We start from the raw sequence: 14396 nt of genomic DNA, 5'->3' as shown, positions 1-14396 counted from the left end.
TCTGTTGCGGTTTTTTAATGCGGACTCTATCGAATGGTTTGATAGAAGACGCATAGGGTTTGTAGATAGTACAGGTGATTTGGACTATGGAAATATAGACAGTTTTGTTAGAGTTGATGGTGCTTATACTCTGTCTGGCGATTGGGGGCGGGTCATAATTCGGGGAGGAGAGGTAGAAGCGGTTATTACTGATTAGTCGGTGCAAAAGGTCTTGAAAAGGACTACGTTGACATTCTTTCTTCTGAAGCAAAGCAACATATTTTGTACGGCGATAAGCCAGGCAGTGGTGGACATATGTGGCCTGGACAGGAGGGAAAGGCAGTGTTTCCTGAAAGTTGGTCAGGAGATAAGATTGTTGATGCGATGATTCCACCCTATAAGCCAATTAAGTAGAATTTATGTTCGCAGATCGCATCATTAAGTTCGGAAAGAAATTTGAAGGTCGATTGGATTCCGACCTTCTCCAAGGAGCCTTGGATTATATTACGTATAATGAAGAGAGCTTAGCCTTTGAGATCTTGTGTGATCATGTTTGCGAATATGATATTTCAATCACGGACGAAGAGTACAATGAGGCTGTTCGTCTAATTCAAGATATTGGATTTGATTTGAATGAGGGCCCATTTAAGCATTTGTTGGGTTTAAAGAAATAAAAGCTAGAGGTTAGTTGGTGCAAAAGCGGCAGGTACCCTTGCTAATGCAGAGAGAGGGACGTTAACAGAAGCAAATTTTGCTCAAAATAAAATCAAGTCTGATCGGTCCTTTAGTGAGGATGGGCAAAAGGTATACTCAGAGCTGGCTGGCACACCGATCAAGACAGTTGATGACTTAGCCGGCGCTTTGAGGGCTGGGACAATTAAACCGAATCAGCTTCCCGTTGATTATGTAGATATGAATGGGGCTCGCCTTATTTTGAATACGCGAACTTCTACCGCGCTTGAGCAGGCAGCTATCCCTCGAAGTGAGTGGTTCGGGCGAAATCAGACAGGTGTTGAGGCTTATCCAGGTAAGACATTCAATGATTTGGCAGCAGATCAGTTAAAAAATAACAAATTGCCGCCGACAACCCGGTTACGTCAATAAATACGGGAAGGATTCAAGACTTAGCTAAAGATCTGGATACTGGAAAGCTAGCTTTGCACGAAGGGCAGGCTGCCGTTCAACTGGAGAATACCTTCGGCAGTACCCTGAAACGCGTAGAGCCTATTCAAGGGCAGAAAAATCCTGACTTTATTTTCACTGACGGCCCAAATGCTGGGAAAACGGTCGATTTCATGTGGACTGACTCTACCAGGGCAGAGCAGATAAATAAATTTTTCTCAAACAATGCTGCTCGAAATCAAGCCCATTTAATAGATCATATAAACAAAGCTGATATAGTTCCGTTGGACTACAGAAATCTCACGCAGGCAAACCAAAATATGGTTAACGGCTGGATAAAAGCTCTCCCTGAAAATCAGCAAAATAAGGTTTTAATATTTAGGTGAACCGTTATGGGTATGTATATTGCAATTAGCAAGAATGTAGGCTGGGGAACCTCTGGAGGCGTTTTTGATTGCATAATCGAGGCAACCAGAAAGCAATTTAGTGGTAGTCAGGCGGGTTGCATGAGTGAGATTTATAGGCCGCTGGACGAGCAGGGGCAGAGTTTTATCGCTTTAGATGAAGTGGATGCACATTGCTTCAAATTGTTTTATGAAAATTGCAAACTTGCTATGGAAAAATTTCCAAACTCTGAACGTGGGAGGTTTGTCCCGAGGGATCATCTTCCTGGCATACTTTGGAACTGGTCAGAAGTTTTAAGACTTATGACTGAGGATCCTAGGTTTCTTATGGTTAAATAGACAGTAGGCAAAAATTGGCGTTGAGAAAATAGGGCGGTTGCAGGAGCTGAGTGCAACACAGTTATTGAATTGAAGCCGACACCAAGCGTAGTACTACCAAAATGAAGACTTATGATTTGTATGGAATAAAATGTTTGAACCTTGTTTTGGCAAGGGCACAGGTAGAAAAACTTGCAGGGATTTCACTTGAAGAAAGAGACAGTACTTATCATGGAGGCATTTATTATTTTCATGGTGACAATAGTTTGGAGTACTTCGTTTTGAAAAAATATTGATCCTTTTGATGGTGAATCTGTAGAGCAAGCATTTTCGGATTACCCGATTCTGTTTTATGTAAACGCAACAGATCGTTCTCTTGAGTTAATGGATACACTAAAAGTAGAGGGGGGATTTAGTTTGCTTAGGCACGAGATTTTTTGATGTGTCGATGGAGGGGCTTTCGCGCCTTGCCTTCCCATGGCTGCGCCACCGAACCGTTAGGACTCTTTATTTTCGATTGATTTAGGTCGGGGCGTGACTGACTAAAAACCCGCGTCGGGGTAGTTTTATGCAGCGACAGTGCATCACCTGGGCCGACCGGCTCGCAGGCCACGTCCCGTCAGGCGTTGCACGTGTAGACTACGAATTTCGCGACAGGTGATACTGTTGGTGCAAAAGCGACTGGGATGATTGCGGAGGGGGAACGCCTAGTCTACCTATCTAACTCCACCGCGCCGAGAATCAGGGATAGGCTTTCGGCGGCAGTTAGTGATATTCGGACAGGATTACCTCGTGAAGGAACCGTCGCATTTGCCGAAGTGGATGTTGGTGCGCTGTCATCAGAGACTATGGTGATGAAAGCTTATAGTCAGTTTGATAATAGGGTCGGGCAGGAATGGTACTTACTTAAGCTTCTTCGGACGCTAATCTTCCTGATCTCGAACCTTGTTGACCGGCGTATAGGCGCCCATCATTCGAATTGCAAGCGCTTTTTGTGCCCGCACATTTCATGTAATGGAGTCTGTGCGTGGGACACCCCTCGGGCGCCCTGCGCACGACCACCATAAAGAGCAGGTGATAAAAAAGCGCCCGTCTCAAGGATGGCGCTGTGCGCCGTAGTTTCGTGGGCGACTAAACCCGATCACTGATGAGCAGTGACAAGGAGCAGACTAGCCAGCGAAAATGGTAGGCGCAAGCGGGTTGGATTTTCTAGGAAATTTCAGTCAAGAGAAAGGGCATTGTCCTGCCTTTACACCTCGACTAAGCCCCTCACGTCCACCAATACCGCACCAGATGAAAGAATATCGGCGCGGCAAAGCACACCGAATCCAGCCGGTCGAGCATGCCGCCATGGCCTTCGATCATATGCCCCCAGTCCTTGACCCCACGGTCGCGCTTGATCGCCGACATGACGATGCCGCCGGCAAACCCCAGCAGGTTGATCAACAACGCGATCAACCCCGCTTGCCAGGGGTTGAACGGGGTAATCCAGAACAGCGCGGCACCAATCAACGAGGCTAGGGTAATCCCGCCGACAAAGCCTTCGACGGTTTTCGACGGCGACAGGTTGGGCGCGATCTTGCGTTTGCCGAACAGCTTGCCGCAGACGTACTGCAACACATCGGACAACTGCACCACGATCACCAGGTAGGCGATCAGCAGCAGGTTGCGGCCTTCGTAGCCGGCAATGTCCAGGGTCAGCAGCGCCGGCACGAATGACACGCAGAACACCGCGATCATCAAGCCCCACTGGACCTTCGAGGCCCGTTCCAGGAAGTGCGTGCTGTCACCGCCCAGCGAAGCGAGGATCGGCAGCAGCAGGAACACGTAGACCGGAATGAAGATCGAGAACAGCCCGTACCAGTCGCTGTAGATCAGCAGGTACTGCAACGGCAGGGCCAGGTAGAACGCCGCCACCAGCGCCGGGTAGTCGCTGCGCCGGGTTGGCGTCAGGGTCAGGAACTCGCGCAGGGCGTAGAAGGACACCGCGTAGAACAGCAGGATCACCGCGCCGGTGCCCAGCCAGAAAGCGATACCGATCACCAGCACCATTACCCACCAGGCATTGATCCGGGCGTTGAGATTGTCGATCACCGCGCTCGGGGTGCCCCGGGTACGCCACTTGAGGACAAAGCCGATCAACGAGGCCAGGACCAGGATCATGCCGATCCCGGCGAACAACATCAGGGTCTGCCTATCCATTTCAGTGTTGCTCCGGTGCCAGGGCCAGCAGCGCATCGCGGCTGCGTTGCAGGAAGTATTCTTTGCTTTCGTCTTCTTCGAGGCGCAGCGGGGCGCCAAAACTGGTGGTGCACAGCAGCGGCAGAGGCAAGACCCGGCCCTTGGGCATCACCCGGTTGAGGTTGGCGATCCACACGGGAATCAGCTCTGCCTGCGGGTAGCTCCGGGCCAGATGGAAGATCCCGCTCTTGAACGGCAGCAGGCCGTCCTCCTGGTTGCGTGTGCCTTCGGGAAAAATGATCAGCGAGTGGCCTTGTTCCAGTGCATCGAGCATCGGTTGCAGCGGGTTGTCCCCGGGCTCCTTGCGTTCGCGGTCAATCAGCACGCCATTGAAGACGCGCCGGATGATGTAGCGGCGCAATGCGCTTTTATTCCAGTAGTCGGCGCCGGCCACCGGCCGTGTGAGTTTACGCAGTGCTGGCGGCAGCGAGGCCCAGAGCAACACGAAGTCACCGTGGCTGCTGTGGTTGGCGAAGTAGATACGCTGTACCGGATCGGGTCCGCAACCGATCCACAGGCTGCGGGCCCCGGTGATCAGGCGGGCGCCGGAGGTGATGAGGGTGGCAACCACGGGTTCGAACATGAGGATTCCTTATCCGGCAAAGGGCAGCCAGGGGCTGGCCAGAATGACGATCAGTGGCAGGGAAATTTGCACCAGCACCAGCAACGCCTGGCGCTTGAGCAGGCCCAGCGCGCCACGGCTGCGCTCGGCCCAGGGGCGAGCGGTCGATTGCCGCGCTTGCAGGCCGAGGTCTTGCAGGGCCTGGTCCAGCGCCTCGGTACGGTCGCTGAGGTTGCCGGGATCCCGTGCCATCAACTGGAACAGGTCGGCATCGAAAGCGACGCGAAAGGCCCAGTATTTTTGCAGCAGGCCCGACAGCACCAGCCATGCGCTGGTGACCAGGCACCATGGGCTGATCGTGCTCAAGAGCAACGGCGCCAGGCCCAGCAGAACGCCCAGTACACTCAGCCCAGTGGATAGCTGGTCCAGTGCGCGACCGCGGCGCAGCAGGCTGGCGACCACCTGTAATTGCAGATCAGCGGACATCGGCGACCCTCACGCGAGCGCATGCTTCGCTGGGCGCCAGGCTGATCATGGCTTCCAGCGCCTGGCGATGCCGCGGATGCAAGACCACTCCGGGACGTGCCGCGCGTATCAGCGCCATGGCTTCATCGATCTGCGTCGCCCGACCGCTGCGCAGCAACCAGGCGGCGACCGCGGTGGCACTGCGCGAATAGCCCAGGGCGCAGCAGACCAGCAGCGGTCCATGCGAGCGCAGTTGCTCGATGCTCAGGGCGGCTTCTCGACATTGCGCCGCCGAGGGCGCGATCAGGTCCAGCACCGGGATGCTGCGGTAGGCCCGGCCCTGGGGGACCAGCGGCAGTTCGGCGCACAGGTCGACGATGGCCGCGAACGGACTGTCCTGAAGTTCGCGTCGACTCGGTAGGCGCCCCAGCCAAAGGTCGTCGACAACGTGATCGGGCTGTGGATGAGCTTTCGTCCATAACCGCGAGTTGATCCAGGCGCCAGCCCGATAGGGCGCGAACAGCCAGCGTGCCGCCGGGCTCAAGCTGCCGTCGGCGCGTTTCTGGAAGCCTTCGGCGCCGAACACCGCGTAATTGAGCGCCACCAGCGCCAGGGCCAGGGCCGGCCAGAGCAACCACAACGCGGCACCGGCGAAACCCACGCTCAGGATTGCCAGCAGCACCGCCCCCAGCCCGTAGCGAGCGGCCAGGACGAGACGTTTGCCATCGCGTGCCAGGCGCGCCGTGGCCAACGGGACGGCCGCTTCATCCGGCCACAACCAGACGCACAACCAGCCGGCCAGGGCGCCAGTGGGCACGTCGATAAAGTGGTGTTGATAGGTGGTCAGCACCGACACGCCGATCAGTGCAAACCAGCCGTGCACCAGCCAACGACTGGCTCCGGCGAAGTGTCGGCGGTACATGACCCACAGAATCACCAGCAACGCGATATGCAGCGAAGGCGCCTGGTTGAAGGGCTTGTCGAAACCCGCCAACACCGCGAACAGCCAGCCGAACACGCCGTCCAACGGGGGACGGGTGAAGGTGAAGGTCAGCGGCCAGAGCAGGAAGCAGGAGACGGCGATCAGCTGGGCCGTCAGCAGGCGCAAGGCATGTCGATCGAGCTCGCGCCGGCTCCTGGGCAGCAGCAGCGACAAACCGTAAAGCAGATCGATGGACCAGTAGGGCACGATGGTCCAGGCCCAGAACGGTATCTGGCTTTCCCAGCCGAACACGTAGTGGCCGACATCGTTGCGTTGGGCCGTGTACCAGGTGGCGAAGCCGTAGCTGGAGAAGAACAACGGCGCCAGCAGGATCAGCCACAGCACGGCGCGTTTCAGCAGGCCGGCTTCGCGGGGAGTAGGGCTTATCATTGCACGCGTTGCGCCAGGGACACACTGAAGATCCCCCATTCATCGACCCGTTGAGTGAGCTTGCGAAACCCGGCGGCTTCCACCAACTGGTCCATTTCCGCCTGGCTGCGGCGCCGCATGACCCAGGCCTGGCCTTGGCGGTGACTGGTCAGGGCGCGGGCGATCAGTTCCAGCTGCGGGTGCCAGGGTTGTCCGGTGTAGACCAGATAAGCACCCGGCTCGCAGGCCTCGGCCAAGCCGGCGAGGGAGTTGCCGACCATACTGTTGTCGGCGAACAGTTCGTACAGGCCGGATACCACCGCCAGGCTTGGCTTGGGCTCCAGCGCGGCCAGATCGGCGCGGTCAAAGGCATCGCCCTTGACGAAGCGAGCGATATCGCCGAGACCTTTTTCGACGATCAGGGCGCTGCCGTCACGCACGTTGATATCACTGTAATCACGCAGCAGGATCGACTCGGGCAGCGGTGTCACCCCTTGCAGGGCTTCAAGGATATAGCGTCCGTGGCCGGCGGCAATGTCGACGATCCGCACTGCGCGGCCTTGCTCGCGCAGTTGGGCCATGGCCAGGCGCAGCAGTTCCTCGACATGCAGTTTGCGTTGACGGATGCCACGCCAGCCGATGGAGTTCAGGTAGTTCTGGTCGATCATCCGACCCAGCGCGGTATGCCCGGTGGGTGTGTTGCGGTAGACGTAGTCCAGGGTGCTGCCGGAGTCGAAACCGGTGTCGAAGCCGAGCTTGACCCCGGCTGACAGCTTGCTGCCCAGGCCCATGCTGGCGCGGGTCAGGCGCCAGTAGAGGTCGCGTGGCGAGTTGTGCGGCAGGGGCGCCGCCAACGACTCGGATTCGGCGCAGGTCTCGCCGATGCGATCCGCATCGAGCAGGGCCGGGCGGTTGACCGGCGAGAGGAAGTTCTGTTCGATAAAACGCTTGGCGCGGCTGACGGCCAGATGCCGGTCGCGTTCGCCGAGGGTGTCGTGGAAGAAGCCGGGCAGTATGTGCCGTTCCTTTTTCAGGCTGCCCAGGCGCTGGAAGAATTGCTCCTGGGGCTTGCGATGGACCACGAAGTCCGCGCCGGAAATCAGCAACTGGGTCGGTACCTGAATCGCATTGGCATCGGCGACCACGCGATCGGCGGCCTCGTAGAGCCCGAGCAGGACGTTCACCGAAATGGCCTTGGTGATCAGCGGGTCGCTGTCATAGGAAGCAATGCGCTCGGGGTCGTGGCTGAGAAACTTGGCCTTGACGTAGCTGTTGACGAAGAAATTGCCGCGAAAGCGGCGCATCAGGGCCAGGCCCGGGCGGGCGAAAGGCACGTAGAGCTTGACCTTGAAGGCCGGGGAAGCCAGCACCAGCGCGCGGATTTTTGGCGCGTAGTCGTGAACCCAGGTGGCGACGATCACCGCGCCGACGCTCTGGGCGATCACCGCGATATTTTCTTCGGCGATAGCGAAGGTGGTGCCGAGGTGATCGCAGAAGGTCTGCACATCACGCACGCTGGTGGCGAAGCTCGGGCTGTCGCCGCGCGCGCCTGGCGACTGGCCGTGGCCACGGGCGTCCCAGGCGAAGAAATCGAACTCCGGCAGGTTGAGTTCATCCACCAGGTGGGCAATCCGCCCGGAATGTTCATGCCCGCGGTGGAACAGCAGGACAGCCTTGCGCGGCTCGCCAGCGACCGGCGTGGTAGCCGGCCAATGACGATAAAACAGCTCGACACCATCATGGGTACTGAAGGTCTGGGTTTGCTCGTCGCGCATTGCAATGTCCTTATAGCGGATCTTGGAGAGGGGGGGATTGAAGCCGATCTTGATGGGGTGGTTTCGAGATTCAGTTATTCGACCGATTGTTGCGCGGTTGTTCCGGCTTCTTTCAAACCTTGTCGTACCCGATTGACCAGGGTGACCAGCAACAACGCCGCCATCAGCAGGAACAGCCCGTTTATCCATGGGGCATTGATCAGGCCGAAGGCCACGCCGGTGGCGATAACGCCGAGGACGAAGGCACGATCGCTTTTGCCCATGGGGCCGTCGTAGCGCCGTGAGGCACCGATCATTGGCCCCAATACACCGGCGTATTCGCTGAACAGCGCCAGCAGGGTCACCAGCAGCACCGCCAGCAGGCTGACCTCGGGCAACAAGGCAAATGGCAGGATCAGCGCGCTGTCGGCGACGATGTCGCAGAGTTCGTTCAAGTAGGCGCCGAGTTTCGATTGCTGGCCGAACTCCCGGGCGAGCATGCCGTCGATGGCGTTCAAGGCCATGCGCAGGATCATCCACAGCGGGATGATCACGAACACCCAGGCGTGCCCGGCGAAGGTGGCGACCACGGCGCCCACCAACAAGGAAATCACCGCGGCGCTGAGGGTGACCTGGTTGGCGCTGGTGCCATTATCGAAGAGGCGCTGGACCACGGGGCGCAGCAGGTTCTGAAAGCGGGGCTTGAGCTGGTAGATCGAAGGCATGACGGCGACGGTCCTTGTCCGGGGGCGATGAGCGGGGCCTTGGGGGGCTCCTGTGAGCAGGAGAGACCGCTGACTGGCGAGTCAGGTGGATTATTGCCAGAAATGACCGACGCTGACATCAGCTTCCGGATAAAAATGTGTGCAACCAGACATATTCCAGAAACAAACCGATTTTTACAGCGGGCGATTGCGCAAGCAGCGCGCACTCTCGCCGTCTCACGATTCAGCCCGTTGAGCTTCTTGGCAAGACCACACGGTTTTTATGATTGATGGGTTTCCACGATGGTCAGCCAAGGCCAGCGAACCTGATAGCTTTTTGCTTTCTGCTCGAACAAGGCGGGTTCGCGATGGGCCGGATTGATCCGCAGCAGGCCTTGCTCGATATCGGTCAGGCCGTAGGGTGCATAAACCTCACCGGTGGCAATATCCAACCCGATGCAGGTGCCGGCAATGAGGTAACGATCAATGCCGTCCTTGGCCGACTCCAGTCGAGAATAAGCCTTCCCGAACCGTTGAGCGTACCAAAGGTGGACGCGGGCCTGGTTCTTGATATCGATATTGACGCCGAGGTCCTGGAAGAGCTGTTGGGTGGCCTGGATAACCTCGTTTTCGGCTTCCCAGGAGAGGTTGTTGTCGAAGTAGAAAACGTCGTAATCCTTGACGCCCCAGGCGGGCGGCAGGTTCGAGCGCTGATTCCAGGCGGCCTGGAACAGACAACCTGCGGTGAGCATGCATTGACTCAAACCGAGGGAGGGCAGGCGTGAGGCTATTTGAGCGTTTACCGGGTTGGCCATGGCCAGGCTGATCAGGCGTTCGCAGTCAATGTCATTTTCGTCCCTTGAGTGTAGATCGAGTCCAGGCTGCCTAGGATAGCTCAAGGGGTTATGAAAATTTGTAACGGGGAGTATTTCGCGTCTCGAGAAAGTCTGTCAGCCGCCCAGGTTTACAAGCCATGCTTGGAAAGACTCGCCTCGAGTGCCGCGGTGACCAGTGAAATCAAAGTGGGGCTTGAACTTGACTGCATTTCTTTGCCGATTGCGGATTGTCGCTCGATCACTTTACCTGCGTATTTTGATGCTCGACCTTCAGACGCGAGTGATGACAACTCTGCTGGAGAGAAAGACTTCTCATAAGCGGCGGCAAGGTTTTGGTTCCATTTCGGTTGGTACTGTGGGAGTAGCGCATTGATTTCGCTCGTTACGGCAGTGTTGGCCTCGGCAGCCCCCAGCTTTGCAGCGAGCATCCCATAGGTTTGCGTTCGCTTGGCAGCCGACAGGGCAATGGCGGCGAGATCATCGCCGGCATGCGACTGGGCAATGAAACTGCGGGCTGCTTCGTTTGCTGTTTCAGCGGTGGCGGCGTTCGATAGCACGAGGAGCAATGTGAAGGCGAGGGTGACGCAAAAGGGTTTCGTCATTATCTGGCTACCTGAAGGGTTGCGAATAAGTCATTCGTCACTTTCGAATTCCGTAATCGCTCCTGGACATAGGCGCAGGAGCGATGAGGAGTCACTTGTCAGTCGGCTCTGGCCGGTTCTTTATCAAGCAGTGAATCCAAATGTTGCTGTGCCATGTCGATCAGGTGCACCGCACCCAGGGCGAGTTTACGGTTCGAGCCTTGGAGGTTGTCCGCGCATTCATAGGCGTTGACTGAGGCGCATTGAAGGATTTCGTAAATGTGGACCAAGGTTTCCTCCCAACCGTGTGGGCGGTTTGGGCTAGATCGGCTGTCAGCCGGTGGTAGTGCATAGTGGGCGAAAGCGCGTTCAGCGGCGAGCTGGAAGGCGGGTGGAGCAAGATGGTCAACAGGTGGATTAGGGGTGATCTTGAACATGGTGTCGCTCCTGTGTTGAAGGAGCTGCCACTCCCTGCTGTCAAACAGGATTGGGTGGCAGCTGTACGTAGGTTGACAGACCGGACACAGGATACCCGGCGCATCCGAAGATGCCCTGCGCACAGCCGCCATGACACACAACGACAGGCATGAAAAAAGCGCCTGCAAGGTCTTGGGGCGCTGTTGGCGCCTGTGAGTTTCGGTCTGTCAAAACCGGTCACTGAATAGGCAGTGACGATATGCAGACTAGTCATCGATTTAGGCGGACGCAACGGGTTGGGATTTTCTAGGAAATGTCCGTCAAACGAAAGAGATCTTTCATCGGGAGTATGCCCAGCGAGTTCATCTTCTCAAGTGAAGTAATCTATAAAGCCCTTTCGTCATAAAACGAGAGGCCTGCCGAGGGACCACGATGAATGATCTGAAAACCCCACTCACGTTGAGCGAAGTGCAACCTTCCGAGACCTCGCTGCGTCGTCGGTCCCTGCTGGCCGCCTGTAGCGCCCACGCCGTACATGACGGCCTGACCGATATGATCTATGTGTTGCTGCCGATCTGGCAGGCGCAGTTCGGCATGAGCTACGCGCAGGTGGGGCTGTTGCGTGGCGCCTATTCCGGGATGATGGCCGGTTTCCAATTGCTCGCGAGCCGGGCCGCCAGGCGTTGGGGACGCGAGCGTCTGCTGGTGGGCGGTACGGCGCTGGCCGGCCTGGCTTACCTGCTCGCCGGCCAGGCCGGCGGCTTGACGGTGCTGTTGTTGGCGCTGTTGCTGGGTGGGCTGGGCGCCAGCACCCAGCATCCGCTGGCATCCTCGCTGATTACCGATACCCATGACGCCGGCGGTGGCGTCAAGGAGGCGCTGTCGCAGTACAACTTTTCCGGCGATATCGGCAAGACGCTGCTACCGGGGCTGGTGGGCCTGCTGCTGACGGTCGTCAGTTGGCGCGCCAGTGTCACGCTGATGGGGCTGCTTGGCCTGGCCGCCGCCGTGCTGTTGTGGTGGCTGGTCCCGACACGGGCGTTAACCTCGCTCAAGGGGCGCAAAGCCTCCACTGCGTTGGCGGGGAGGGGCTCCGTCGGCGGGCTGCGCGCGCTGTTGCTGACGGGCACGCTGGACAGTGCGGTGCGGATGGGCTTTCTCACCTTCCTACCGTTCCTGTTGACCAGCAAGGGGGCCGGGACGGCCGGGATCGGTCTGGCATTGATGCTGTTGTTCGTCGGCGGCGCGTTCGGCAAGTTGTCCTGCGGTTATCTCGGTGCGCGTATCGGCATGATGAAGACCGTGTGGCTGACGGAGTCCTCCACCTCGGTGTTGATCGTGCTGGCGGTGTATCTGCCGCTGTCCGCCATGATGGTGATGCTGCCGCTGCTGGGGCTGGTCCTGAACGGCACATCGTCGGTGCTGTATGGCGTAGTGCCGGAGTTGTCGGCGGCGGGCAAACGCGAGCAGGCATTCGCGCTGTTCTATACCGGGACCATCGGCGCAGGTGCGCTGGCGCCGGTGTTGTTCGGGGGGCTGGGGGATGTGACTGGAATCCCGGTCGCGGTGATGGCCCTGGCGGTCACGGTGCTGCTGACGCTGCCTTTGTCCTGGTGCGTACAGCGTGCCCTGGACGGCTGAAACCAGAGTATTCCCGTCGGGAATGCGCGCATGAAAATCCTGCATTTCATTTATGGCGCCGAATCTCGTAGCGTGTCTTCTCCCGCCTATGGATATGGAGATGTGCCGTGAGTGATGCCCGCCTGCGCCTGTACGTTGATGCTCAATTCACCAGCCCTTATGCCCTGTCGGATTTCGTTGTACTGCGGGAAAAGGGCCTCGACTTCGAAGTGATCCCGCTGGACCTCGATACCTTGGAAAACCAGGCCGAAGACTACGCCAGCCTGTCGCTGACCCAGCGGGTGCCCACGCTCGTGCATGGTGACTTTGCCTTGTCCGAGTCGTCGGCGATTGCCGAGTATCTGGAAGAAACCTTCCCGCAGGTGCCGGTTTATCCGCAAGACCGTCAACAACGGGCGAAGGCCCGGCAGATCCAGGCCTGGCTGCGCAGTGACCTTCTGCCGATCCGCCAGGAACGCTCGACCCTGGTGGTGTTCTGTGGCATCAAGTCGGGGCCTTTGTCGCCCGCGGCGCAGGCGGCGACGGGTAAGTTGTTTGCTGCCGCACAAGCGTTGCTGGCGGACGGTCGGGAAAATCTGTTCGGACAATGGTCGATCGCCGATGTCGATCTGGCGCTGATGCTCAACCGACTGGTGCTCAACGGCGATACCGTGCCCGCCGTGCTGGTGGAATACGCGCAGCGCCAATGGCAGCGGCCGGCGGTGCAGGAGTGGGTCAGGTTTCAACGTCCTGCGCTGTAGTCGGCGACACTGCGCAAAACCTGGATGAAATCGGATCCTGGATGCACCGCAAACCGGTAGGAGATGCCCCGCCGCCGAGGCTTCGGGCTATCGCGCAAAGAACCGGGCGGGGGGCTAAATTGACCTTGAGAAATAATTTTTCAAGGTCAATTAGTTAGCGTTTGTTCTATGAAGGTGAATTAGTACAAGCTGGTTTTTATCAGCATATCGTAAGCCAGCTTGAGCACCGGAATGCTGATGCAGACGAGTAGGATACCAAGCTGCCAGCGCAGGATCTTGTTCTGTGAGTCCATCTCGGAGATGGATATCTGGAATTTTGCACCCTGTTCTGCAATGGCGGATCGCAGCTCTGCACCTTGCTCCTTGATGGACGCGCGTAGTTCTACTCCCTGTTCTTGAATCATTGAACTCAAAGCGCGGATCTCCACACTCTGATCCTTGATCATGCCACGCAGCTCCGAGCTCAACGCCGTGATGGTGCCGCGCAGATCCGAGCTCGACTCCGTGATCGACGCTTGCAAGTGTGTCTCGGTTCGGAGCAGATCAGACTTTGTCGCGAATTTTTCCATATCCGACTCCCAGGCATTTACAACTGCCTTGGCCTTGTTCGGGGGCACGCTGATGGCGGTCAGTGCGTCGTATAAGTTCATCGATAACTTCATCGTATCTCCTGCAAGGGACAAGTGACCAGAAGGCATCGCCTGACGACAGGTTTCCGTCAAAAAGCGAAGACTGGGCAGGCGCTGTCGAGGACAGCGATCCAGATTCAGATAGTCGATGCAAAGCTATGGCGTGGAAAGTCGGACATTTCCTATGGAGTAGCGGGACTGGGCCTGGATTTTTGCATGCAAATCAACGTGGCTGCCGGGGATGCAGCCCGCCGATGATTCGTGATCGAGCTTAGTCGTGCAGCATGTTGGTGCCGTACTCACGGAAGCTGCTGCCCAGGTTCGAGCCGCCAAAGTTCTGGGTGACAGGTTTACTGTCGTAGTGTTGATTGCAGCTTTGCGTATAGCAGGCGCTGTTGCTGCTCATCGTGCTCGTGCCGGAGCAGGCGCTCAACAGCAGGGCGCTCAGCAGCAGCACAACGTTGACGAGATTCTGCTTCATGGTTCGGTTTCCCCAGGCTGGATGCGATGCACGGATAACGCCTTGAGCATCCTACGCCACTTGATCGCTCTGTTGGATGAAACATTTCGCGGCTGGGCAAAAGATTGGCCAGGGGAGTTTTCTTCAATACCGCTGCCTATGCGCCTCGTTATCTTCAGTCTCGACATCCAT

At 57.5% G+C, this 14396-nt stretch carries 16 protein-coding genes and 1 pseudogene; 6 read left to right on the top strand and 11 right to left on the bottom strand.

Going from position 1 to position 14396, the window contains the following annotated elements:
• The 4 genes and pseudogenes from PFEN_RS30650 to PFEN_RS16470 form a co-directional block, all read left to right on the top strand.
• A pseudogene (locus PFEN_RS30650) lies at positions 1–196 on the top strand (hypothetical protein); the annotation flags it as partial.
• A 202-nt stretch (positions 197–398) separates the two neighbouring features.
• Complete coding sequence (locus PFEN_RS16480; protein WP_191487868.1) at positions 399–653, top strand: MafI family immunity protein; 255 nt, start codon at positions 399–401, stop codon at positions 651–653.
• 483 nt (positions 654–1136) lie between these two features.
• Positions 1137–1487 (top strand): hypothetical protein, encoded by a 351-nt coding sequence (locus tag PFEN_RS16475; protein WP_191487867.1) that lies wholly within the window; start codon positions 1137–1139, stop codon positions 1485–1487.
• Between the two features lie 6 nt (positions 1488–1493).
• On the top strand, positions 1494–1844 hold the full coding sequence (locus PFEN_RS16470; protein ID WP_191487866.1) for a hypothetical protein: 351 nt from the start codon (positions 1494–1496) through the stop codon (positions 1842–1844).
• A 1248-nt stretch (positions 1845–3092) separates the two neighbouring features.
• On the opposite strand, the gene PFEN_RS16465 is transcribed toward PFEN_RS16470, so the two are convergent.
• The 9 genes from PFEN_RS16465 to PFEN_RS16425 form a co-directional block, all read right to left on the bottom strand.
• Positions 3093–4025 (bottom strand): phosphatidate cytidylyltransferase, encoded by a 933-nt coding sequence (locus PFEN_RS16465; RefSeq protein WP_191487865.1) that lies wholly within the window; start codon positions 4023–4025, stop codon positions 3093–3095.
• Position 4026: 1 nt separating this feature from the next.
• Complete coding sequence (locus tag PFEN_RS16460) at positions 4027–4647, bottom strand: lysophospholipid acyltransferase family protein (RefSeq protein WP_191487864.1); 621 nt, start codon at positions 4645–4647, stop codon at positions 4027–4029.
• 9 nt (positions 4648–4656) lie between these two features.
• Positions 4657–5112 (bottom strand): hypothetical protein, encoded by a 456-nt coding sequence (locus PFEN_RS16455; protein ID WP_191487863.1) that lies wholly within the window; start codon positions 5110–5112, stop codon positions 4657–4659.
• Positions 5102–6463, bottom strand: a complete 1362-nt coding sequence (locus tag PFEN_RS16450; RefSeq protein ID WP_191487862.1) for a phosphatase PAP2/dual specificity phosphatase family protein — start codon at positions 6461–6463, stop codon at positions 5102–5104. Before PFEN_RS16450 ends, PFEN_RS16455 begins: the two co-directional genes overlap by 11 nt.
• Positions 6460–8217: a bifunctional alpha/beta hydrolase/class I SAM-dependent methyltransferase gene (locus tag PFEN_RS16445; protein ID WP_191487861.1), complete on the bottom strand. Its 1758-nt coding sequence runs from the start codon at positions 8215–8217 to the stop codon at positions 6460–6462. The genes PFEN_RS16450 and PFEN_RS16445 overlap by 4 nt, the downstream gene beginning before the upstream one ends.
• Positions 8218–8291: 74 nt before the next feature.
• Positions 8292–8921, bottom strand: coding sequence for a CDP-alcohol phosphatidyltransferase family protein (locus PFEN_RS16440; RefSeq protein WP_191487860.1), 630 nt, complete (start codon positions 8919–8921; stop codon positions 8292–8294).
• A gap of 260 nt (positions 8922–9181) precedes the next feature.
• Positions 9182–9715 (bottom strand): nucleotidyltransferase family protein, encoded by a 534-nt coding sequence (locus PFEN_RS16435; protein ID WP_191487859.1) that lies wholly within the window; start codon positions 9713–9715, stop codon positions 9182–9184.
• 149 nt (positions 9716–9864) lie between these two features.
• A complete protein-coding gene (locus PFEN_RS16430; protein WP_191487858.1) occupies positions 9865–10338 on the bottom strand; it encodes a hypothetical protein in 474 nt (157 codons plus the stop codon).
• Between the two features lie 98 nt (positions 10339–10436).
• The gene (locus tag PFEN_RS16425) at positions 10437–10754 is read right to left on the bottom strand and encodes a DUF6124 family protein (protein ID WP_191487857.1); all 318 of its coding nucleotides are present in this window, start codon (positions 10752–10754) and stop codon (positions 10437–10439) included.
• Positions 10755–11166: 412 nt separating this feature from the next.
• Between PFEN_RS16425 and PFEN_RS16420 the strand changes: the two genes are divergently transcribed.
• Both PFEN_RS16420 and yfcF read left to right on the top strand, forming a co-directional pair.
• Positions 11167–12375: an MFS transporter gene (locus PFEN_RS16420; protein ID WP_191487856.1), complete on the top strand. Its 1209-nt coding sequence runs from the start codon at positions 11167–11169 to the stop codon at positions 12373–12375.
• 107 nt (positions 12376–12482) lie between these two features.
• The gene (gene yfcF, locus PFEN_RS16415; RefSeq protein WP_191487855.1) at positions 12483–13115 is read left to right on the top strand and encodes a glutathione transferase; all 633 of its coding nucleotides are present in this window, start codon (positions 12483–12485) and stop codon (positions 13113–13115) included.
• Between the two features lie 179 nt (positions 13116–13294).
• On the opposite strand, the gene PFEN_RS16410 is transcribed toward yfcF, so the two are convergent.
• Together PFEN_RS16410 and PFEN_RS16405 are read right to left on the bottom strand one after the other, a co-directional pair.
• Entirely contained in the window at positions 13295–13777 is a 483-nt protein-coding gene (locus PFEN_RS16410) for a DUF503 family protein (protein WP_191487854.1), read from the bottom strand.
• Between the two features lie 238 nt (positions 13778–14015).
• The gene (locus PFEN_RS16405; RefSeq protein ID WP_191487853.1) at positions 14016–14225 is read right to left on the bottom strand and encodes a hypothetical protein; all 210 of its coding nucleotides are present in this window, start codon (positions 14223–14225) and stop codon (positions 14016–14018) included.
• Positions 14226–14396: the final 171 nt, after the last annotated feature.

Source organism: Pseudomonas sp. FEN (assembly GCF_904067045.1).
Lineage (GTDB): Bacteria > Pseudomonadota > Gammaproteobacteria > Pseudomonadales > Pseudomonadaceae > Aquipseudomonas.
The sequence above is the reverse complement of the archived record's forward strand: the minus strand, read 5'-3'. Positions and strand labels throughout refer to the sequence as shown.

Excerpts from the sequence above, each read along its gene's own strand:
- PFEN_RS16450 (WP_191487862.1), bottom strand. The coding sequence starts at position 6,463 with ATGATAAGCCCTACTCCCCGCGAAGCCGGCCTGCTGAAACGCGCCGTG.
- PFEN_RS16410 (WP_191487854.1), bottom strand. The coding sequence starts at position 13,777 with ATGAAGTTATCGATGAACTTATACGACGCACTGACCGCCATCAGCGTG.
- PFEN_RS16420 (WP_191487856.1), top strand. The coding sequence starts at position 11,167 with ATGAATGATCTGAAAACCCCACTCACGTTGAGCGAAGTGCAACCTTCC.
- PFEN_RS16460 (WP_191487864.1), bottom strand. The coding sequence starts at position 4,647 with ATGTTCGAACCCGTGGTTGCCACCCTCATCACCTCCGGCGCCCGCCTG.
- PFEN_RS16430 (WP_191487858.1), bottom strand. The coding sequence starts at position 10,338 with ATGACGAAACCCTTTTGCGTCACCCTCGCCTTCACATTGCTCCTCGTG.
- PFEN_RS16465 (WP_191487865.1), bottom strand. The coding sequence starts at position 4,025 with ATGGATAGGCAGACCCTGATGTTGTTCGCCGGGATCGGCATGATCCTG.
- PFEN_RS16440 (WP_191487860.1), bottom strand. The coding sequence starts at position 8,921 with ATGCCTTCGATCTACCAGCTCAAGCCCCGCTTTCAGAACCTGCTGCGC.
- PFEN_RS16480 (WP_191487868.1), top strand. The coding sequence starts at position 399 with ATGTTCGCAGATCGCATCATTAAGTTCGGAAAGAAATTTGAAGGTCGA.
- PFEN_RS16455 (WP_191487863.1), bottom strand. The coding sequence starts at position 5,112 with ATGTCCGCTGATCTGCAATTACAGGTGGTCGCCAGCCTGCTGCGCCGC.
- PFEN_RS16445 (WP_191487861.1), bottom strand. The coding sequence starts at position 8,217 with ATGCGCGACGAGCAAACCCAGACCTTCAGTACCCATGATGGTGTCGAG.
- PFEN_RS16425 (WP_191487857.1), bottom strand. The coding sequence starts at position 10,754 with ATGTTCAAGATCACCCCTAATCCACCTGTTGACCATCTTGCTCCACCC.
- PFEN_RS16435 (WP_191487859.1), bottom strand. The coding sequence starts at position 9,715 with ATGGCCAACCCGGTAAACGCTCAAATAGCCTCACGCCTGCCCTCCCTC.
- PFEN_RS16405 (WP_191487853.1), bottom strand. The coding sequence starts at position 14,225 with ATGAAGCAGAATCTCGTCAACGTTGTGCTGCTGCTGAGCGCCCTGCTG.
- PFEN_RS16470 (WP_191487866.1), top strand. The coding sequence starts at position 1,494 with ATGGGTATGTATATTGCAATTAGCAAGAATGTAGGCTGGGGAACCTCT.